The sequence below is a fragment of the Chromobacterium subtsugae genome (assembly GCF_001676875.1).
Lineage (GTDB): Bacteria > Pseudomonadota > Gammaproteobacteria > Burkholderiales > Chromobacteriaceae > Chromobacterium > Chromobacterium subtsugae.
The window spans coordinates 146,466-165,918 of the sequence record NZ_JYKA01000002.1 but is presented as its reverse complement, the minus strand read 5'-3'; the positions used below and the strand labels follow the sequence as shown (position 1 = coordinate 165,918).

General features: G+C 65.8%; 17 protein-coding genes. 16 read left to right on the top strand and 1 reads right to left on the bottom strand.

Annotation, left to right across the window (positions count from 1 at the left end; genetic code table 11):
• Positions 1 to 41 precede the first annotated feature (41 nt).
• A complete protein-coding gene (locus MY55_RS03030; RefSeq protein WP_011137903.1) occupies positions 42 to 1,085 on the bottom strand; it encodes a rod shape-determining protein in 1,044 nt (347 codons plus the stop codon).
• A 344-nt stretch (positions 1,086 to 1,429) separates the two neighbouring features.
• Here MY55_RS03030 and gatC point away from each other — a divergent pair, with 344 nt between their 5' ends.
• From gatC to MY55_RS02950, 16 genes are all read left to right on the top strand, one after another.
• Entirely contained in the window at positions 1,430 to 1,717 is a 288-nt protein-coding gene (gene gatC / locus MY55_RS03025; RefSeq protein ID WP_043571747.1) for an Asp-tRNA(Asn)/Glu-tRNA(Gln) amidotransferase subunit GatC, read from the top strand.
• Positions 1,718 to 1,801: 84 nt separating this feature from the next.
• Complete coding sequence (gene gatA, locus MY55_RS03020) at positions 1,802 to 3,253, top strand: Asp-tRNA(Asn)/Glu-tRNA(Gln) amidotransferase subunit GatA (protein WP_043571749.1); 1,452 nt, start codon at positions 1,802 to 1,804, stop codon at positions 3,251 to 3,253.
• A gap of 165 nt (positions 3,254 to 3,418) precedes the next feature.
• Complete coding sequence (gatB, locus tag MY55_RS03015) at positions 3,419 to 4,846, top strand: Asp-tRNA(Asn)/Glu-tRNA(Gln) amidotransferase subunit GatB (protein WP_047243131.1); 1,428 nt, start codon at positions 3,419 to 3,421, stop codon at positions 4,844 to 4,846.
• A gap of 394 nt (positions 4,847 to 5,240) precedes the next feature.
• Positions 5,241 to 5,687, top strand: coding sequence for a division/cell wall cluster transcriptional repressor MraZ (mraZ, locus tag MY55_RS03010; protein WP_043571751.1), 447 nt, complete (start codon positions 5,241 to 5,243; stop codon positions 5,685 to 5,687).
• Positions 5,684 to 6,646 (top strand): 16S rRNA (cytosine(1402)-N(4))-methyltransferase RsmH, encoded by a 963-nt coding sequence (rsmH, locus tag MY55_RS03005; RefSeq protein ID WP_065201949.1) that lies wholly within the window; start codon positions 5,684 to 5,686, stop codon positions 6,644 to 6,646. The genes mraZ and rsmH overlap by 4 nt, the downstream gene beginning before the upstream one ends.
• Positions 6,643 to 6,915: a cell division protein FtsL gene (gene ftsL, locus MY55_RS03000; RefSeq protein ID WP_043571755.1), complete on the top strand. Its 273-nt coding sequence runs from the start codon at positions 6,643 to 6,645 to the stop codon at positions 6,913 to 6,915. Before rsmH ends, ftsL begins: the two co-directional genes overlap by 4 nt.
• Positions 6,915 to 8,666, top strand: coding sequence for a peptidoglycan D,D-transpeptidase FtsI family protein (locus MY55_RS02995; protein WP_043571757.1), 1,752 nt, complete (start codon positions 6,915 to 6,917; stop codon positions 8,664 to 8,666). The genes ftsL and MY55_RS02995 overlap by 1 nt, the downstream gene beginning before the upstream one ends.
• 3 nt (positions 8,667 to 8,669) lie before the next feature.
• Positions 8,670 to 10,151 (top strand): UDP-N-acetylmuramoyl-L-alanyl-D-glutamate--2,6-diaminopimelate ligase, encoded by a 1,482-nt coding sequence (locus MY55_RS02990; protein ID WP_065201948.1) that lies wholly within the window; start codon positions 8,670 to 8,672, stop codon positions 10,149 to 10,151.
• On the top strand, positions 10,148 to 11,512 hold the full coding sequence (locus MY55_RS02985; protein WP_065201947.1) for a UDP-N-acetylmuramoyl-tripeptide--D-alanyl-D-alanine ligase: 1,365 nt from the start codon (positions 10,148 to 10,150) through the stop codon (positions 11,510 to 11,512). Before MY55_RS02990 ends, MY55_RS02985 begins: the two co-directional genes overlap by 4 nt.
• Before the next feature lies 1 nt (position 11,513).
• Positions 11,514 to 12,599, top strand: coding sequence for a phospho-N-acetylmuramoyl-pentapeptide-transferase (gene mraY / locus MY55_RS02980; protein WP_043571763.1), 1,086 nt, complete (start codon positions 11,514 to 11,516; stop codon positions 12,597 to 12,599).
• 11 nt (positions 12,600 to 12,610) lie between these two features.
• Positions 12,611 to 13,972 carry a UDP-N-acetylmuramoyl-L-alanine--D-glutamate ligase gene (murD, locus tag MY55_RS02975; RefSeq protein ID WP_065201946.1) on the top strand — a complete coding sequence of 454 codons (1,362 nt, stop codon included), beginning with the start codon at positions 12,611 to 12,613 and terminating at the stop codon, positions 13,970 to 13,972.
• Positions 13,969 to 15,126 (top strand): putative lipid II flippase FtsW, encoded by a 1,158-nt coding sequence (gene ftsW, locus MY55_RS02970; protein ID WP_047236411.1) that lies wholly within the window; start codon positions 13,969 to 13,971, stop codon positions 15,124 to 15,126. The genes murD and ftsW overlap by 4 nt, the downstream gene beginning before the upstream one ends.
• Before the next feature lie 132 nt (positions 15,127 to 15,258).
• The gene (gene murG, locus MY55_RS02965) at positions 15,259 to 16,368 is read left to right on the top strand and encodes an undecaprenyldiphospho-muramoylpentapeptide beta-N-acetylglucosaminyltransferase (protein WP_047236412.1); all 1,110 of its coding nucleotides are present in this window, start codon (positions 15,259 to 15,261) and stop codon (positions 16,366 to 16,368) included.
• 10 nt (positions 16,369 to 16,378) lie between these two features.
• Positions 16,379 to 17,770 (top strand): UDP-N-acetylmuramate--L-alanine ligase, encoded by a 1,392-nt coding sequence (gene murC, locus MY55_RS02960; protein ID WP_065201945.1) that lies wholly within the window; start codon positions 16,379 to 16,381, stop codon positions 17,768 to 17,770.
• A 51-nt stretch (positions 17,771 to 17,821) separates the two neighbouring features.
• Positions 17,822 to 18,733 (top strand): D-alanine--D-alanine ligase, encoded by a 912-nt coding sequence (locus MY55_RS02955; RefSeq protein ID WP_043571771.1) that lies wholly within the window; start codon positions 17,822 to 17,824, stop codon positions 18,731 to 18,733.
• Positions 18,723 to 19,448, top strand: a complete 726-nt coding sequence (locus MY55_RS02950; protein ID WP_043571774.1) for a cell division protein FtsQ/DivIB — start codon at positions 18,723 to 18,725, stop codon at positions 19,446 to 19,448. The genes MY55_RS02955 and MY55_RS02950 overlap by 11 nt, the downstream gene beginning before the upstream one ends.
• Positions 19,449 to 19,453 lie beyond the last annotated feature (5 nt).

The following is a 19,453-nucleotide window of genomic DNA, read 5'->3' as shown; positions in this document are numbered from 1 at the left end:
GCGCGGCGTTCGCTCGGTTGGTTAAGGTCCGTTGCTGAAGTTTAAGGCACGTTGGTGAAAATGGTGCCGATCTTGTCCATTTTCTCCAGCGCCTTGCCGGAGCCGCGCACCACGCAGGTCAGCGGTTCTTCGGCGACGAACACCGGCAGGCCGGTTTCCTCGGCGAGCAGGCGGTCGATGTCCTTCAGCAGCGCGCCGCCGCCGGTCAGCACCATGCCCTTCTCGGCGATGTCGGCGCCCAGTTCCGGCGGGGTCTGCTCCAGCGCGATCTTCACCGCGGAGACGATCTGATTCAGGGGCTCGGTCAGCGCTTCCAGGATTTCATTGGAAGACACGGTGAAGGCGCGCGGAATGCCTTCGGCCAGGTTGCGGCCCTTGACTTCCATTTCGCGCACTTCGGCGCCGGGGAAGGCGGAGCCGATGGTTTTCTTGATTTCCTCGGCGGTGGTTTCGCCGATCAGCATGCCGTAGTTGCGGCGGATGTAGTTGATGATGGCTTCATCGAACTTGTCGCCGCCGACTCGCACGCTGTTGCTGTACACCACGCCGCCCAGCGAGATCACGCCCACCTCGGTGGTGCCGCCGCCGATATCCACCACCATCGAGCCGGTCGGCTCTTCCACCGGCAGGCCGGCGCCGATGGCGGCCGCCATCGGCTCTTCGATCAGCTCGACGCGGCGCGCGCCGGCGGCCAGGGCGGAGTCGCGGATCGCCTTGCGCTCCACCTGGGTGGAGCCGCAGGGCACGCAGATCACGATGCGCGGGCTGGCGGCGAAGAAGCGGTTCGGGTTCACCTTCTTGATGAACTGCTTCAGCATCTGCTCGGTGACGGTGAAGTCGGCGATCACGCCGTCTTTCATCGGACGGATCGCCTGGATGCTGCCCGGGGTGCGGCCCAGCATGCGCTTGGCTTCCAGGCCGACGGCCAGGATGGACTTCTTGTTGGTGGGCGCGTCGTTGTGGATGGCCACGACGGAGGGCTCGTCCAGCACGATGCCCTTGCTGCGCATGTAGATCAGGGTGTTGGCGGTGCCAAGGTCGATGGCGAGGTCGTTGGAGAAGTATCCGGTCAGCGAACGAAACATTGGGCGATCCTGGTCAGTTTTCGTCAGGGGCGGACGCCGGCGGCGCCCGTGAATTCCAGTTTATCTGTCATAGGCCCAAGCTCCACCCGCAGGCGGGCAAAAAGCGCTGCTGTCAGCGTCGCGTGAGGGCGGGATGTGCGCCCAATCGGCTGGCCTTGAGCAGTTCTTGCCCGGTGGTCCGGGGGGGTGGAAACTGGCCTGCGTTGCTTGGCCCCGGCGCGCATTGCCGAGGCGGCGGAAAATGCCGTCAGCGCGCGTCGTGGCGCAATCTCGATCTTGGGAGAATCAAACGGGGTATGATACCCTATAAAGCTTGAAATATTAAAGGTTTTAACGAGGACGCCATGTCGCTGACGCACCAGGATGTCGCACGGATTGCCAAGCTTGCCCGCATCGATGTGAACGAGGCGGAAATCGCCGCCACTGCGGACAAGCTCAACGATATTTTCAGCCTGATCGAGAAGATGCAGGCGGTGGACACCTCCGGCATCGAGCCGATGGCCCATCCGCAGGACGTGTCCTTGCGGCTGCGCGACGACGCCGTCACCGAAACCAACCGGCGCGAGGCCTTCCAGGCGGTGGCGCCGCAAGTGGAAAAGGGCCTGTTCCTGGTTCCCAAAGTGATCGAGTAAGCCCTCTGATCGGCCCCGGCGCGCTTGGTTCCCCATCGCGGCGCCGTCCGGGCCAGACTATCCGGATAGCAAGACCAAATCGAAATGACACAAGCCACCCTCAAGCAATTGTCGCAACAGCTGGCGGCCAAGGAAGTTTCCAGCGTGGAACTGGCCGGCCAGTATCTGGACCGCATCGAGGCGCTGAATCCGGCGCTCAACGCGGTGATCACGGTAGACCGGGACAAGACCCTGGCCGAAGCCCGCGCCGCCGACGCGCGCATCGCCGCCGGCGACGCCCACCCGCTGGCCGGCGTGCCGCTGCTGCACAAGGACCTGTTCTGCCAGCAAGGCTGGAAGACCAGCTGCGGCTCGAAGATGCTGGACAACTTCGTCTCGCCTTACAGCGCCCACGTGGTGGAGCAATGCGCCGCCGCCGGCATGGTGACGCTGGGGCGCGCCAATATGGACGAATTCGCGATGGGCTCGTCCAATGAGAATTCCTTCTACGGCGCGGTGAAGAACCCGTGGGACCTGAACGCCATTCCGGGCGGCAGCTCCGGCGGCTCCGCCGCGGCCGTCGCCGCGCGCCTGGCGCCGGTGGCCACCGCCACCGACACCGGCGGCTCCATCCGCCAGCCGGCCAGCCATTGCGGCGTCACCGGCATCAAGCCGACCTACGGCGTGGTGTCGCGCTACGGCATGGTGGCTTTCGCTTCCTCGCTGGACCAGGGCGGCCCGATCGCCCAGACCGCCGAAGACTGCGCGCTGATGCTGAACGTGATGGCTGGCTTCGATGCGCGCGACTCCACCAGCCTGGAGCGCGCCCGCGAAGACTACAGCCGCGATCTGAACCAATCCTTGGCCGGCCTGAAGGTGGGCCTGCCCAAGGAGTACTTCGCAGCCGGCCTGGATGGCGAGGTGGCGCGCGCGGTCGACAACGCGGTGGCCGAACTGAAGAAGCTGGGCGCCGAGGCGGTGGAAGTCAGTCTGCCCAACACCGAGCTGTCGATCCCGGCTTACTATGTGATCGCCCCGGCCGAGGCCTCCACCAACCTGTCCCGCTACGACGGCGTCCGCTACGGCCACCGCGCCAAGGACTACAAGGACCTGGTGGAAATGTATGAAAAGACCCGCGCCGAAGGTTTCGGCGACGAGGTCAAGCGCCGCATCCTGGTGGGCAGCTACGTGCTGAGCCACGGCTACTACGACGCCTACTATCTGCAGGCGCAGAAGATCCGCCGCCTGATCGCCAACGACTTCAAGGCCGCGTTCGACCAGTGCGACGTGATCCTGGGGCCGGTGGCGCCGACAGCCGCCTTCGATTTGGGCCAGATGTCTTCCGACCCGGTAGAGATGTATCTGTCCGACATTTATACCTTGTCGGTGAACCTGGCCGGTCTGCCTGGCATGAGCGTGCCGGCCGGCTTCGCCGCCAACGGCCGCCCGATCGGCCTGCAGATCATCGGCAACTACTTCGCTGAAGCCAAGATGCTGAACGTCGCGCACCAGTTCCAGCAGGCGACAGACTGGCACGCCAAGGCGCCCGCGCTGTAAGCCGGCGGCTGCGCGACGCGAATGCGGCGTTGGGCGCGCTTGCCGTACCAAACCCGTCTGCGCGTGCCCGCCTTGTCTTCGCGCCGCTTGCGAGCAGGCTAAGAGTTTACGTTTCCAAGAGCGCGGCTGAGCTTGCGTTCTGGCATGAATAAGGATTTTCCGACCATGAAATGGGAAGTCGTAATCGGTATCGAGGTGCACGTGCAGCTCAATACCGTCTCCAAGATTTTCTCCGGCGCCAGCACCGCCTTCGGCGCCGAACCGAACACCCAGGCTTCCGCGGTGGAGTTGGCGCTGCCCGGCGTGCTGCCGGTGCTGAACCGCGCGGTGGTGGACAAGGCGATTCGCCTGGGTTTGGCGCTGGACGCCAACATCAACCAGAAGAACGTGTTCGCCCGCAAGAACTACTTCTATCCGGACCTTCCCAAGGGTTATCAGATCAGCCAGATGGACCTGCCCATCGTCGAGGGCGGCAAGCTCAAGATTCTGGTCGGCGATCAGGAAAAGGTCATCGGCGTGACCCGCGCCCACATGGAAGAAGACGCCGGCAAGAGCCTGCACGAAGACTTCCAGGGCCTGTCCGGCATCGACCTGAACCGCGCCGGCACGCCGCTGCTGGAAGTGGTGTCCGAGCCCGACATGCGCTCGGTCGACGAGGCGCTGGCCTACGTCAAGGCCTTGTACACGCTGGTGACCTGGCTGGGCATCTGCGACGGCAATATGCAGGAAGGCAGCTTCCGCATGGACGTCAACGTATCGGTGCGCCCGGAGGGGCAGAAGGAATTCGGCACCCGCCGCGAGATCAAGAACCTCAACTCCTTCCGCTTCCTGGAGCAGGCCGCCAAGTACGAAATCCAGTGGCAGATCGACACCCTGGAAGACGGCGGCAAGGTGCAGCAGGCCACCGTGCTGTTCGACCCGGACAGCGGCGAGACCCGCATGATGCGCAGCAAGGAAGACGCGCACGACTACCGCTACTTCCCGGACCCTGACCTGCTGCCGGTGCGCATCTCCGACGAGCAGATCGCCCGCATCCGGGGCGAGATGCCGGAGTTGCCGGCCGCGATGCAGGCCCGCTTCGTGGAAAGCTACGGCGTGTCCGCCTACGACGCGGCGCTGCTGACTTCCAGCCTGGCTCAGGCCGAGTATTTCGAAGCCGTGGCCAAGGCTTCCGGCCAGGGCAAGCTGGCCGCCAACTGGATCAACGGCGAAATCGCCGCGCGGCTGAATCGCGACGGCAAGGACATCGCCGATTGCCCGATCTCGGTGGCGCGCTTGTCCGGCCTGATCGTCCGCATCGCCGACAACACCCTGTCCAGCAAGCTGGCCAAGCAGGTGTTCGAAGCGCTGTGGGACAGCGAACTGTCCGCCGATGACATCATCGAGCGCGACGGCCTGAAGCAGGTGTCCGACGTCGGCGCTATCGAGAAGATGGTGGAAGAGGCGATCGCCGCCAACCCCAAGGCGGTGGAGGAATTCCGCGCCGGCAAGGAAAAGGCGCTGAACGCGCTGGCCGGCCAGGTGATGAAGGCGTCCAAGGGCAAGGCCAACCCGGCCCAGGTCCAGGATATCCTGCGCCAGAAGCTGGGCTGAGCTGATTTACTCAAACAACATGCGGCTGGTTTAAGCCGCATGTTGTTTTTTAAATACAACCCTGAAACTGCTAGCGGGTAAAGTGTTTCTTTTATTGAAGATACTTGTGCGTCAGAGAGTTCCATCGGCAATTATTGCCGCCATGTTGCATCCCCTATGATCCGCAATGTTCACGTCCCACTTTTATTGGTGATTTTAAGTCACTGATTTATCACGGATTCCATTTTTACACCCGTCCGTAAGTCATTGTCGCAAAAGGCGAATTAGAGAATTCCTATGTTGACCGTGGGGCGGTTCTTTCTTATAGTGGCGAAAAGTGGGATAAAGTGGGTGAAAGTGGGGCAAATGCCCCCCGGGGCGACGGCTCCGTTTTCTCGGTCAGCGGGTTCAAATCATGATTGGTGGCGTCAGTATCCTGTCTCTCGATAGCAAGGGGCGTTTGGCTATTCCGGCCAAACACCGCGAGACACTGCTGTCCGCGTTTGGCCACAAGCTGATCGTCACCCTGGAATCCCAAGACCACCTGCTGCTGTATCCCGAACCCAACTGGCGCCCGGTCGAGGCCCGCCTGCTTGCCCTTCCCACCGGCAATCCCACTCTGAAACGCTATCAACGGCTGGTGCTTGGCCACGCCGAAACCCTGGAAATGGATTCCGCCGGCCGCGTGCTGCTGCCGGCCCGCCTGCGCGAACTGACCGCGCTGGACAAGGACGTCGCCCTGGTAGGCATGGGCAACCGCTTCGAATTGTGGAATGCCGAGGAATGGGACAGCCAGACCGCCGACGCGCTGGCCATCGACCAGGCCGACCTGGCCCAACACCTTGGAGACTTCACGCTGTGAGCACCCCCACCTTCGTGCATCGCACGGTATTGCTGACCGAAGCGGTCGACGCGCTGGCCATCCGGCCCGACGGCGTCTACGTCGACTGCACCTTCGGTCGCGGAGGCCACAGCCGTTTGATCCTGTCGAAGCTTGGCCCGAACGGCCGGCTGATCGCCTTCGACAAGGACCCGGAAGCCATCGCCGTCGCCGACCGGCTGGCGGCGGAGGATTCCCGCTTCAACATCGTTCACAACGGCTTCGAGACGCTGTCGTCGGAACTGGCGCGCCTGGGCGTGGCCGGCGTCGACGGCGTGCTGATGGATCTGGGCGTGTCCTCGCCGCAGATCGACGACGGCAGCCGAGGTTTCAGCTTCCGTTTCGACGCGCCGCTGGACATGCGCATGGATACCACTCGCGGCGTCACCGCCGCCGAATGGTTGGCAACGGCCGACGAGGCCGATATTTCTGAGGTGATCAAGACTTATGGTGAAGAGCGGTTTGCTCGCAAGATCGCAGCAGCCATTGTTGCGCAACGGGGGGAACACCCCATCACGACCACGCGCGAGCTCGCTTTGCTCGTTGGGCAAAACGTCCGTACTCGGGAACCGGGTCAAGACCCGGCTACGCGCACCTTCCAGGCGATCCGGATCTTTGTGAACCGCGAGCTGGACGAATTGAAGTCGGTGCTGCCGCAGGCGGCGCGCCTGCTGGGCGAGCGCGGCCGCCTGGCGGTGATCAGCTTCCATTCGCTGGAGGACCGCATCGTCAAGCAGTACCTGCGCGACGTCAGCAGCGAGGAAAAGCTGCCGGCCTGGGCGATGGTGCGCGCGGCCGACATGGCCAAGCCGCCTATCGCCCTGGTGGGCAAGGCGATACGCGCCGGCGACGAGGAAGTGCACGAGAATCCGCGCGCCCGCAGCGCCATCATGCGCGTGGCCGAGCGCACCGCCGCGCCGTGGCGGGAGGCGGACGCATGAACAAGCTCAACGCGATGCTGCTGGCGATGACCGTCTTCTCCGCCTGGTCGGTGGTGACGTCCACCCACGTGTCGCGCAAGCTTTACAGCGATCTGCAGAAGGAAACCAAGTCCGGGCAGCAGCTGGAGGTGGAATACGGCCAGCTGCAGCTGGAGCAAAGCACCTGGGGCGCGCACGCGGTGATCGAGAAGGCCGCGTCCACCCGTCTTGACATGCATACCCCGGATCCGCGCCAGATCCAGGTGATATCCCCCGGAGGGAAGATTTGATGCGAGCCGGCAGCAACTACAGCGTTCGTCAGCGGCCGATGTCGGCCAGTCCGTCCCTGCGCATGACCAGCACCCGCGTGCGCTGTGTGCTGTTGATGCTGGCGTTGCTGTTTTTCGCGCTGGTCTGCCGCGCGATGTATCTGCAGGTGGTGCAGCAGGACTTCCTGCAGAACCAGGGCGAGGCCCGTTTTCGCCGCGCGCTGACGCTGGAGGCCAACCGCGGCGTGATCACCGACCGCAACGGCGAGCCGTTGGCGATCAGCACCCCGGTGCAGACCATCTGGGCCAGCCCCGCCGACATGGAGCCGGTGCCGCCGGCCAAGCTGCGCGAACTGGCCGCCTTGCTGGATCTGTCGCCGGAAGAGCTGTCGGCCAAGCTGTCCGACCGCAAGAAGGAATTCGTCTACATCAAGCGCCAGATCAGCCCGGAGCAGGCTGACAAGGTGATGGCGCTGGGCATTCCCGGCATCGCCAAGCAGCAGGAGTTCCGCCGCTTCTACCCGGCCGGCGAAATCGTGTCGCACATCATCGGTTTCACCGGCGTGGACGGCAAGGGCCAGGAAGGCGTCGAGCTTGCCCGCGAAAAGATGCTGGCGGGCAAGGACGGCCGCCGCGTGGTGTTGAAGGACCGCCGCGGCCACATCATCGAAGACGTCGCCGCGATCGAGCCGCCGCGCGACGGCCAGAAGCTGGCGCTGGCGATAGACCACCGCATCCAGTACCTGGCCTACCGCGAGATCAAGGCCGCGGTGGAAACCAACAAGGCCAAGGCCGGCAGCGTGGTGGTGCTGGACGCCCATACCGGCGAACTGCTGGCCTTGGCCAACTACCCGTCGTTCAACCCCAACAACCGCGTCGGCGTGACGCCGGAAATGATGCGCAACCGCGGCGTGATCGATCTGTTCGAGCCCGGCTCCACCATGAAGCCGCTGTCGATCGCGCTGGCGCTGGAGCACGGCAAGGCCAATCTGAACACGGTGCTGGATACCCACAGCTACATGATAGGCCCGGCCACCATCCGCGACGTGTCGCCGCAGGCCAGCCTGGGCATTCTCGGCATCATCCAGAAGTCGTCCAACGTCGGCACCAGCAAGCTCGCGCTGATGAACAGCCCGGAAGAGTTCTGGAAGCACTACGACGCGCTGGGCTTCGGCCGCGCGCCCAACACCGGCTTCCCCGGCGAGGCCAGCGGCCGGCTGCGCGACTGGCACCACTGGCGGCCGATCGAGCAGGCGACGATGTCCTTCGGCTACGGCGTGTCGGTCAGCCTGATCCAGATGGCGCGCGCCTACACCATTTTCGCCAACGACGGCGTGATGCTGCCGATCGCGCTGTACAAGACCAGCAACCCGATGCCGGGCAAGCGGGTGATCGACGTCAAGACCGCGCACGAGATGCGCGATTTGTTGATCGCCAACAGCCAGCCGGGCGGCGGCGCCGTCGGCGGCCGCATCATCGGCTACAGCATCGGCGCCAAGAGCGGCACCGCGCGCAAGCTGGAAGGCCGCACCTATGTGGCCAACAAGCACCGCGCGCTGTTCATGGGCTTCGCGCCCGGCCATGCGCCCAAGGTGATCGTGGCGGTGATGATAGACGAGCCCTCCGCCGGCAAATATTACGGCGGCGCGGTGTCGGCCCCGGTGTTCTCGCAGGTCGCCGGCGGCGCGCTGCGAGTGCTCAATGTGCCGCCCGACGAGCCATCCAATAACACTTTATTGCCGGAATCGACCCCCGTTCCGGCGGATTTCTGAACCATGAAGAGTCGTCTGATCGCCTTGCCGGACTGGGATCCGGCCGCGTTGAACCAGCTGGGCCTGACCATCAAGCGAGTGGAGGCCGACAGCCGCCGCGTGCTGCCTGGCGACGTATTTCTCGCCTGCCGCGGCGAGTTCGCCGATGGCCGCGATTTCATCGCCGCCGCGCTGGAAAAAGGCGCGGCCGCGGTGCTGTGGGACGACGCCGACGGCTTCGCCTGGAATCCGGCCTGGCAAGTGCCCAACCTGGCGGTGCCCAATCTGCGCGAGCGCGCCGGCATCGTCGCCGCCCACGTGCTGGGCGAGCCGGCGCGCGACCTGACCGTGGTCGGCATCACCGGCACCAACGGCAAGACCTCCATTTCGCACTGGCTGGCGCAGGCCTTTTCGCTGCTGGGCCGCAAAGCGGCGTTGATCGGCACCGTCGGCAACGGTTTTTACGGCCAACTGACCGAAACCACCCACACCACGCCGGACCCGGTGACGGTGCAGCAGAAGCTGGCCGAATACCGCCGCCAGGGCGCGCACGTGGTGACGATGGAGGTGTCCAGCCACGGCCTGGACCAGTTCCGCGTCAACGGCGTGGCCTTCGCGACCGCGGTGTTCACCAACCTGACCCGCGACCATCTGGACTACCACGGTTCGATGCAGGCTTACGGCGAATCCAAGAAGAAGCTGTTCTTCTGGGAAGGCCTGAAGCAGGCGGTGATCAATGCCGACGACGCTTTCGGCCGCCAGCTGGCCGCCGAGATCGATCCCAAGATTACGCAAGTGGTGACCTACGGCCTGGAGCAGGGCGATGTCCGTCCGCTGGCGCTGGCCGCCACGCTGGAAGGCCTGCAAATGACCGTGACCACGCCGTGGGGCGTGACCGACGTGCGCACCGGCCTGGTCGGCCGCTTCAACGCCGCCAATCTGCTGGCCTGTCTGGCCACGCTGTGCGTCAACGGCGTCAGCCTGCAGGACGCCGCCGCGGTGATGGCGCGCATCCAGCCGGCGCGCGGCCGCATGCAGAGCATAGGCGGCACCCATGAGCCGCTGGTGGTGATCGACTACGCCCACACGCCCGACGCGTTGGAGAAGGCGCTGGCGACGCTGGGCGAAATCCGCCCGGCCGGCGGCCGGCTGTTCTGCGTATTCGGCTGCGGCGGCGACCGCGATCCGGGCAAGCGTCCGATGATGGGCGCCATCGCCGAGAAACACGCCGACGTGGCGGTGCTGACCAGCGACAACCCGCGCAGCGAGGACCCGCAGGCCATCATCCGCGACGTGTTGGCCGGCATGGACGCCGCCCGCGCGCACGTGGAGGCCGACCGCGAGGCCGCCATCCACTGGGCGGTGAGCCAGGCCAAGGTGGGCGACGTGGTGCTGATCGCCGGCAAGGGCCATGAGGAATACCAGGACGTCGCCGGCGCCAAGCGGCCGTTCTCCGACTTCCGCGTCGCGGAAGAGGCGCTCACCGCCTGGGGGCAGCAAGCATGATGACGCTGAGCCAAGCCGCCGACTTTGCCAAAGGCCGCCTGATCGGCGCCGACGGCGAAGTGCTGCGCGTGATCACCGACAGCCGGCTGGCGCAGCCGGGCGACCTGTTCGTCGCGCTGAAGGGCGAGCGTTTCGACGCCCATGACTTCGTCGCCGAAGTGACGGCCAAGGGCGCCGCCGCGCTGGTGCGCGACGGCTTCGAGCTGGCGGGCGCCAGCCTGATCCAGGCCGGCGACGACACCCGGCTGGCGTTGGGCCGCCTGGCCGCCGGCTGGCGCGCCAGCCAGCCCGCGGTTTGCGTCGGCGTCACCGGCTCCAACGGCAAGACCACGGTCAAGGAAATGCTGGCCGCCATTTTGCGCGCGCACGCCGGCGCGGACGCCGTGCTGGCCACCGCCGGCAATTTCAACAACGACATCGGCCTGCCGCTGACCTTGCTGCAGCTGAAGCCGCAGCATCGTTACGCGGTGATCGAGATGGGCATGAACCATCATGGCGAGCTGCGCTACCTGACCGGCCTGGCGCGGCCGCGGGTGGCGCTGGTCAACAACGCGATGCGCGCCCACTTCGGCCATTTCGGCTCCACCGCTGAAGTGGCCCGCGCCAAGGCGGAGATTTTCGAGGGGCTGGAAGACGGCGGCGTGGCGGTGGTCAACGCCGACGACGCCAATCTGCCCTTGTTCCGCGCCGCCGCCGGCCCGCATCGCCAATTGAGCTTCGGCTTGGGCGCGGACGCCCAGATCGGCGCGCGCGCGCTGCGGATGGATGCGCTGCAAAGCCGCTTCACGCTGGTTTCCCCGCTTGGGGAGATCGACATCGCGCTGCCGGCTCCGGGCGAGCACAACGTGCGCAACGCGCTGGCGGCGGCTGCCGTCGCGCTGGCGCTGGAGGTGCCGCTGGCGGCCATCGCCGCTGGCCTGGCGGCCTTCGGCGGCGCCAAGGGCCGCCTGCAGATCAAGCAAGGTCCGCGCGGCCTGACCGTGATCGACGACAGCTACAACGCCAACCCGGATTCGATGAAGGCCGGGCTGGACGTGCTGGCCAGCCAGCCGGGGCCGCGCTGTTTCGTGATGGGCGACATCGGCGAGCTGGGCGAGGCCGCGCCGGCCTTGCATGCCGAAGTCGGGGAACATGCGCGCCTGCGCGGCATCGAACAGCTCTTCGCGCTGGGCGAGCTGTCGCGCGGAGCCGTCGCCGCTTTCGGCGCCGGCGCGCAGCATTTTGATTCGATTGACGAGTTGTTGGAGTGCCTGGATAGCCGGCTGGCGTCGGGTACCGCCGTTCTGGTCAAGGGGTCGCGCTTCATGCGCATGGAACGGGTGGTGGAACACCTGATGCACGCAAACACAGAGGGAGTATAAGGTGCTGCTTTGGTTGGCTGATCTGTTGGGCTCGCACATCCGGGCCTTCAATGTTTTCAATTACATCACGCTGCGCGCGGTGATGGCGGCCCTGACTTCGCTGGCGATTTCGCTGCTGCTGGGGCCGTGGGTGATCCGCAAGCTGACCGAATTGAAGGTCGGCCAGGCGGTGCGCAACGATGGTCCGCAAACCCACCTGGTCAAGGCCGGCACGCCGACCATGGGCGGCTCGCTGATCCTGCTGGCCATCACCATCACCACGCTGCTGTGGGCCGATCTGTCCAATAAATACGTGTGGCTGCTGCTGGCGGTGATGCTGGGCACCGGCGCGCTGGGCTTTTACGACGATTGGCGCAAGGTGGTGTACAAGGACCCGAAAGGCGTGTCCGCCAAGTTCAAGATGGCGTGGCAATCGGCCATCGCCATCGGCGCCGGCGTGTTCCTGATCGCCACCGCCAAGCTGCCGGCGTCCACCGAATTCATCGTGCCCTTCTTCAAGACCGTCGCCTATCCGCTGGGCGCGGTGGGCTTCTGCGTGCTGACCTACCTGGTGATCGTCGGCACCTCCAATTCGGTCAACCTGACCGACGGCCTGGACGGCCTGGCCGCGCTGCCCACCGTGATGGTGTCGGCCGGCCTGTCGATCTTCGCCTACGCCGCCGGCCACGCGGTGTTCTCCAAGTATCTGGGCGTGCCCTTCATTCCCGGCGCGCACGAGGTGGTGGTGTTCTGCGCGGCGATGTGCGGCGCCTGCCTGGGCTTCCTGTGGTTCAACGCCTATCCGGCCCAGGTGTTCATGGGCGATGTCGGCGCGCTGGCGCTGGGCGCCGCGCTGGGCACCGTCGCGGTGATCGTGCGCCAGGAAGTGGTGCTGTTCATCATGGGCGGCCTGTTCGTGGTGGAAGCGCTGTCGGTGATGATACAGGTCGGCTCGTTCAAGCTCACCGGCAAGCGGGTGTTCCGCATGGCGCCGCTGCATCACCATTTTGAATTGAAAGGCTGGAAGGAGACGCAGGTAGTGGTGCGTTTCTGGATTATCACCATGATGCTGGTGCTGGCCGGCCTGTCCACGCTGAAGCTGCGCTGAGGATAGCGACGATGGATTACGCCAATCGACAAGTGATGGTGGTGGGGCTGGGAGGCTCGGGGCTGGCGGCCGCGCGCTACCTGGCCGCCCACGGCGCACGTGTCAGCGCGGTCGACGCCAATCCGTCCGCCGAGCGGCTGGCCGAGCTGGAGCGCTGGCTGCCGGGCACGCCAGTGTCGCGCGGCGAGTTCACCGCCGCCACCTTCGCCGGCATGGAGCTGCTGGTGGTCAGCCCCGGCGTGCCGCTGGTCAACCCGGCCATCGCCGCCTTCCGCCGCGCCGGCGGCGAGGTGGTGGGCGACATCGAACTGCTGGCGCGAGCGATCCAGGGCGACGGCAGCAAGGTGATCGCCATTTCCGGCTCCAACGGCAAGAGCACCGTCACCAGCCTGGTCGGCCATTTGTGCGAAGCCGCCGGCCTCGATACCGTGGTCGCCGGCAATATCGGCCTGGCGGTGCTGGAGGCTCAGCTGGCGCGCGAGCAAAGCGGCAAGCGGCCCGACGTCTGGGTGCTGGAGCTGTCCAGCTTCCAGCTGGAGTCCACCTTCAGCCTGCGCGCCGACGCCGCCACCGTGCTGAACATTTCCGAGGACCACCTCGACCGCTACGCCGACCTGTTGGACTACGCCCACGCCAAGACCGCGGTGTTCAACGGCGACGGCCTGCAGGTGCTGAACCGCGACGACCCGCTGGTACGCGCCATGGTCCGCCCCGGCCACGAGGTGAAGTGGTTCTCGTTGCAGGGCGAGGCCGACTACGCGCTCTCGCGCGGCGACGGCTACCGGCTGAGCGTGGCCGGCGAAGCGGTGTTCGACTGCGCCGACATGCAGCTGCAAGGCCTGCACAACGCCGCCAACGCGCTGGCCGCGCTGGCGCTGTGCCAGGGCATAGGCCTGCCGCTGAACACGCTGCTGGACGGGCTGAAGACTTTCCGCGGCCTCGCGCATCGCGTGGAGCTGGTAGACGAATTCGACGGTGTTGCGTTTATCGATGATTCCAAGGGCACCAATGTCGGCGCCACCGAAGCGGCGCTGGACGGCATGACCCGTCCGGTGGTGTTGATCGCCGGCGGCGACGGCAAGGGGCAGGATTTCGCGCCGCTGCAGGCGGCTTGCCGGCGCGCGGCGCGCGCGGCGTTGCTGATCGGCCGCGACGCCGGCCGCATCGAGGCCGCGCTGGAAGGCAGCGGCGTCGCGGTGGAACGCTTCGACACGCTGGAGGCGGCCACGCGCCGCGCGGCGGCTTTGGCCCGGCCGGGCGACGTGGTGCTGCTGTCGCCGGCCTGCGCCAGCCTGGACATGTTCCGCAACTACGCGCACCGCGCCCAGGTGTTCATCGACACCGTCGCGGCGCTGAAGGCGGAGCGGCGATGAACCGCAACCCGGCGCGCCATTACGTGGCGATCACCCCGTTGGACGAAGCGCTGGCCTGGGCGCTGGCGCTGTTGCTGTCGATCAGCCTGGTGATGGTGTATTCGGCGTCTATCGCCTACGCGGAAGCCGACGCGGCGACGCAGAACCGCTACTTCTACCTGATCCGCCACGTGGTATTCATGGTGATCGGCCTGGCGGCGGCGTACATGGCGTTCCAGATTCCCACCGGCTTCTGGCAGAAGTATTCGGGGAAGATCTTCCTGATCGGCTTGGTGATGCTGGTGCTGGTGCTGATTCCCGGCATCGGCAAGGTGGTGAACGGTTCGCGGCGCTGGATCAACCTGCTGGTGCTGAATCTGCAGCCGTCGGAGGTGATGAAGTTCGCGGTGGTGCTGTACGCGGCTGACTACACGGTGCGCAAGAGCCACCTGTTGCACAGCATCAAGGAAGGTTTTCTGCCGATGTTCATGGCGATGGTGGTGGTGGCTTTCCTGCTGCTGCGCGAGCCGGACTTCGGCGCGCTGATGGTGGTGATGAGCATCGCGATGGGCCTGCTGTTTCTCGGCGGCATCAATATGCGCATCTTCTCCGGGCTGGCGGTGATGGCGGTGGGCGCGATCGTGGTGTTGATCATTTCCTCGCCGTACCGGCTGAAGCGGGTGCTGGGCTTCATGGACCCGTGGGACGATCCCTACGGCAAGGGTTATCAGCTGAGTCACTCGCTGATCGCGATCGGACGTGGAGAATGGTTTGGCGTGGGCTTGGGCGGCAGCATCGAAAAGCTGTTCTACCTGCCGGAGGCGCACACCGACTTCATCATGGCGGTGATCGCCGAGGAGTTCGGTTTCGCCGGCATCTGCGTTGTGGTTGGCCTGTACGCCTGGATCGTGCGCCGCGCCTTCCATATCGGCGTGGAGTCGAAAAAGCTGGAGCGCTACTACCAGGCGCTGGTGGCGCAGGGCATAGGCATTTGGCTGGGCATCCAGGTGTTCTTCAACATCGGGGTGAACATGGGCCTGTTGCCGACCAAGGGTTTGACGCTGCCGCTGATGTCGTTCGGCGGTTCGGCGATGTTGATGAATTTGATCGCGGTGGCGGTGCTGCTGCGGGTGGACTACGAAAACCGAAGGATTATGCGGGGCTATAAGGTTTAGCCCCGCATAAAGAAAGGCTGCAAGCCTTTCCAGGCGCCTTGGCGCCGTGTCCTTTGGTTTCTGCGAGCCCGAAGGGCGAAGCAAGAACCGGCGCATGATGCGCGGCAACAAGATTTAACGGAACGGATAGAAATGGCGAATCGCACGGTCATGGTGATGGCGGCAGGCACGGGCGGACACATCGTCCCCGGCCTCGCCGTGGCCAAAGAGCTGCAACAGCGCGGCTGGAAAGTGGTGTGGCTGGGCACCAGCCGCGGAATGGAGAACAAGCTGGTGCCGCCGTCCGGTATCCCGTTGGAAAAGCTGAATTTCCATGGCGTGCGCGGCAAGGGCCTGCTGGGCTCGCTTACGGGCGCGGCGCAACTGGCGGCCGCGTTTGTCCGCAGCCTGGCGCTGATGCTGCGCCATCGGCCGGACGCGGTGCTGGGGATGGGCGGCTATGTCTGCCTGCCCGGCGGCGCGGCGGCGGCTCTGCTGTGGAAGCCGCTGGTGCTGGTCAACGCCGATGCCGGTCTGCTGCTCAGCAACAAGGCGCTGCTGCCGTTCGCCAGCAAGCTGGCCTGCGGTTTCGACGGCAGCGCCGCGCGGCAGGCCAAGGCGCTGGTCACCGGCAATCCGGTGCGCGGCGAGATCGAGAACATCGCGCCGCCGGCCGAGCGCTTCGCCGGCCGCAGCGGTCCGCTGAAAGTGCTGGTGGTGGGCGGGAGCCTGGGCGCGAAAATATTGAACGAAACGCTGCCGCAGGCGATGGCCAAGTTGCCGGCCGACAAGCGGCCGCAACTGACGCACCAGACCGGCGAGGCCAATTTCGCCGCGGTCGAGGCGGCTTATCAAGCAGCGGGCCTGCGCGAGCAAGTGGAGCTGCTGCCCTTCGTCGACGACATGCCGAAGCGCCTGGCCGAGTGCGATCTGGTGATTTGCCGCGCCGGTGCGATCACGGTCAGCGAATTGTGCGCGGCCGGCGTGCCTAGCGTGCTGGTGCCGCTGGTGGTGTCCACCACCGGCCATCAGCGCGACAACGCCGAGTGGATGGCCGAGGCCGGCGCGGCCTGGCATCTGCCGCAGAAGGAATTGAACGCCGACGGGCTCGCGGGCCTGCTGGCGAGTTTGGACAGAGACCAGTTGCTGGAAAAGGCCGGGCGCGCGCGCGCGCTGGCCCGCTCCGGCGCGGCCGGCCGGGTGGCCGACCTGTGCCAGCAGCTGGCCGGGGATAGACCGGACGCCGTAGAAGCGTCCCAGTAGAGACACAGACATGAAACACAGGGTCAAACACATACATTTCGTCGGCATAGGCGGCGTCGGCATGTGCGGCATCGCCGAGGTGCTGCACGGCCTGGGCTATACCGTGTCCGGCTCCGACATGGCCGACGGCGCCACCACCAAGCGGCTGGCGGCGGAAGGCGTGCGCGTGTTCTTCGGCCACGACGCCACTTATATCGAAGGCGCCGACGTGGTGGTGACGTCCACCGCGGTGAAGGCCGACAACCCGGAAGTGCTGGCGGCGCGCGACAAGCGCATCCCGGTGATCCCGCGCGCGATGATGCTGGCCGAGCTGATGCGCTTCAAGCAGGGCATCGCCATCGCCGGCACCCACGGCAAGACCACCACCACCAGCCTGACCGCGTCGGTGCTGGGCGCGGCCGGCCTGGACCCGACCTTCGTCATCGGCGGCAAGCTGACCGCCGCCGGCACCAACGCCAAGCTGGGCTTGGGCGAATTCCTGGTGGCCGAGGCCGACGAGTCGGACGCCTCCTTCCTGCACCTGTCCCCGGTGATGGCGGTGGTGACCAATATCGACGCCGACCACATGGACACCTACGACCACAGCTTCGACAAGCTGAAGCAGGCTTTCGTCGATTTCCTGCAGCGGATGCCGTTCTACGGCCGCGCGGTGCTGTGCGTGGACGACCCGAACGTGCGCGAGATCAAGGAGCGCATCACCAAGCCGGTGACCACCTACGGCCTCGACGATTCCGCCGACATCTACGCCGAAAACGTGCGCGCGGCGGCCGGCCAGATGCATTTCGACGTGGTGGTGAAGAACGGCACCATCACCCGCTTCCCGCTGGTGCTGAACCTGCCGGGCCGCCACAACGTGCTGAACGCCTTGTCGGCGATCGCCATCGGCTTGGAGTGCGGCGCCAGCATCGAAGCCATCCAGCAAGGCCTGGCGGAATTCGCCGGCGTCGGCCGCCGCTTCCAGCGCTACGGCGAGGTGAAGGCCAAGGACGGCGGCAGCTTCACGCTGGTGGACGATTACGGCCACCACCCGGTGGAAATGGCGGCCACGCTGGCCGCGGTGCGCGGCGCCTTCCCGGGCCGCCGCCTGTTGTTGGCTTTCCAGCCGCACCGCTACACCCGCACCCGCGATCTGTTCGAAGACTTCGTCAAAGTGCTGTCCGGAGTCGACGCGCTGCTGTTGGGTGAGGTGTACGCCGCCGGCGAAGCGCCCATCGTCGCCGCCGACGGCCGCGCGCTGGCGCGGGCGGTGCGGGTGGGCGGCAAGGTAGAGCCGCTGTTCGTCGAGAGCATCGCCGAGCTGCCGCAGGCCATCGTCGATGCCGCCCGCGACGGCGATGTTGTGGTGACCATGGGCGCGGGGTCGGTGGGCGCGGTGCCGGGCAAGGTGCTGGCGCTGGTTTGACCAGGGATTTTCCGCTCGCGCCGCGGGCGCGGGCCTGTTGAGGGTAGATAGATGAAGCAGTACGGCAAGGTGGCGGTGTTGATGGGCGGTCGCTCGTCCGAGCGCGAAGTGTCGCTGATGAGCGGCGCCGGCGTGCTCTCGGCATTGCTGGCCAAGGGCGTGGACGCCCACGGGTTCGATCCGGCGGAAAAGCCGCTGGCGGCCTTGAAGGAAGAAGGTTTCGCTTGCGTGTTCAACATCCTGCACGGCCCGTTCGGCGAGGATGGCACGCTGCAGGGCGCGCTGGAAGCGCTGGGCATGCCGTATACCGGCTGCGGCGTGATGGCCTCGGCCATCGCCATGGACAAGTGGCGCACCAAGCTGTTGTGGAAGGGCGCCGGCCTGCCGATTCCGGCTTTCGAGCTGCTGGATGAAGACAGCGATTTCGACGCCATCGAAAAGCGGCTGGGCCTGCCGATCTTCGTCAAGCCGTCCAGCGAGGGCTCGAGCATAGGCGTGACCAAGGTCAAGCAGCCGGGCGAGTTGCGCGCGGCGTTTGCGGAAGCGCGCAAGTACGACGCGGTGGTGATCGCCGAGCAGTTTATCGGCGGCGGCGAGTACACCTGCGCGGTAATCGGCGACGTGGCTTACCCGACCATCAAGATCGAACCGGCCACCGAGTACTACGACTACCAGGCCAAGTACTTCCGCGACGACACGGTCTACCGCTGCCCGTCCGGCCTCGCGCCGGAAGTGGAAGCGAAGGCGCGCGAATTGGCGCTGAAGGCGTTCAAGGTATTGGGTTGCCGCGGCTGGAGCCGGGTGGACTTCCTGATGGATGAAGCGGGCGAGATCTACCTGCTGGAAGCGAATACCAGCCCGGGCATGACCAGCCACAGCCTGGTGCCGATGGCGGCGCGGGCCGAGGGCATCGCTTACGAAGACTTGTGCCTGAAGGTATTGGATACGGTGCATGTGGGATAACCATCGGCTGCTCCGGAGCCTGGCCAATCTGATGCTGGGCGCTGCAGCGCTGATGTTGCTGTACGCGGGGGGATTCTGGCTGACGCACGCGCCGGTATTCCCGGTGAAGAAGATACGCATCCAGGGGGATATGAACCGGGTGACGGCCGAGCAGCTGAAGTTCATCGCGGAGCATGAACTGGCCGGTACCTTCTTCACGCTGGACATCGACAAGACGCGCGCGGCTTTCGGCAAATTGCCGTGGGTGCGCGACGCGCAGGTGAGGCGGCGCTGGCCGGACGCGCTGGACATCACCGTGGAGGAGCATGTGGCGCTGGCGCGCTGGGGAGAAAACGGCCTGGTCAACACCCGCGGCGAGCGCTTCGACGCCGCCAGCGACGCCAAGCTGCCGGTGTTTTACGGTCCGGCCGGCGCTGAGAAGGACATGACGGCGATGCTGACGCAGATGCGTCAGTCCTTGCAGCCGTCGGGCCTGGCGCCGCGCGAGCTGTGGCTGTCGTCGCGGCGGGCGTGGAAGGTGGTGTTGGACAACCAGCTGCAGCTGGAGCTGGGCAGAAATGACGTGGTGGCGAGGGCGGAACGTTTCGCCACCTACTGGAAGAGCGAATTGGCGCGGTTGCCGTATCACATCGAATACGTCGATCTGCGCTATCCAAACGGATTCGCCGTGCGGATGCCCGATTACAAGGCGCCGCCGGTAAAGGGAAACAAGTGATTAGG

What these genes read in the sequence shown, in the direction of transcription:
- MY55_RS03030 (WP_011137903.1), bottom strand. Translation starts at nt 1,085, where the DNA reads ATGTTTCGTTCGCTGACCGGATACTTCTCCAACGACCTCGCCATCGAC.
- gatC (WP_043571747.1), top strand. Translation starts at nt 1,430, where the DNA reads ATGTCGCTGACGCACCAGGATGTCGCACGGATTGCCAAGCTTGCCCGC.
- gatA (WP_043571749.1), top strand. Translation starts at nt 1,802, where the DNA reads ATGACACAAGCCACCCTCAAGCAATTGTCGCAACAGCTGGCGGCCAAG.
- gatB (WP_047243131.1), top strand. Translation starts at nt 3,419, where the DNA reads ATGAAATGGGAAGTCGTAATCGGTATCGAGGTGCACGTGCAGCTCAAT.
- mraZ (WP_043571751.1), top strand. Translation starts at nt 5,241, where the DNA reads ATGATTGGTGGCGTCAGTATCCTGTCTCTCGATAGCAAGGGGCGTTTG.
- ftsL (WP_043571755.1), top strand. Translation starts at nt 6,643, where the DNA reads ATGAACAAGCTCAACGCGATGCTGCTGGCGATGACCGTCTTCTCCGCC.
- MY55_RS02995 (WP_043571757.1), top strand. Translation starts at nt 6,915, where the DNA reads ATGCGAGCCGGCAGCAACTACAGCGTTCGTCAGCGGCCGATGTCGGCC.
- MY55_RS02990 (WP_065201948.1), top strand. Translation starts at nt 8,670, where the DNA reads ATGAAGAGTCGTCTGATCGCCTTGCCGGACTGGGATCCGGCCGCGTTG.
- MY55_RS02985 (WP_065201947.1), top strand. Translation starts at nt 10,148, where the DNA reads ATGATGACGCTGAGCCAAGCCGCCGACTTTGCCAAAGGCCGCCTGATC.
- murD (WP_065201946.1), top strand. Translation starts at nt 12,611, where the DNA reads ATGGATTACGCCAATCGACAAGTGATGGTGGTGGGGCTGGGAGGCTCG.
- ftsW (WP_047236411.1), top strand. Translation starts at nt 13,969, where the DNA reads ATGAACCGCAACCCGGCGCGCCATTACGTGGCGATCACCCCGTTGGAC.
- murG (WP_047236412.1), top strand. Translation starts at nt 15,259, where the DNA reads ATGGCGAATCGCACGGTCATGGTGATGGCGGCAGGCACGGGCGGACAC.
- murC (WP_065201945.1), top strand. Translation starts at nt 16,379, where the DNA reads ATGAAACACAGGGTCAAACACATACATTTCGTCGGCATAGGCGGCGTC.
- MY55_RS02955 (WP_043571771.1), top strand. Translation starts at nt 17,822, where the DNA reads ATGAAGCAGTACGGCAAGGTGGCGGTGTTGATGGGCGGTCGCTCGTCC.
- MY55_RS02950 (WP_043571774.1), top strand. Translation starts at nt 18,723, where the DNA reads ATGTGGGATAACCATCGGCTGCTCCGGAGCCTGGCCAATCTGATGCTG.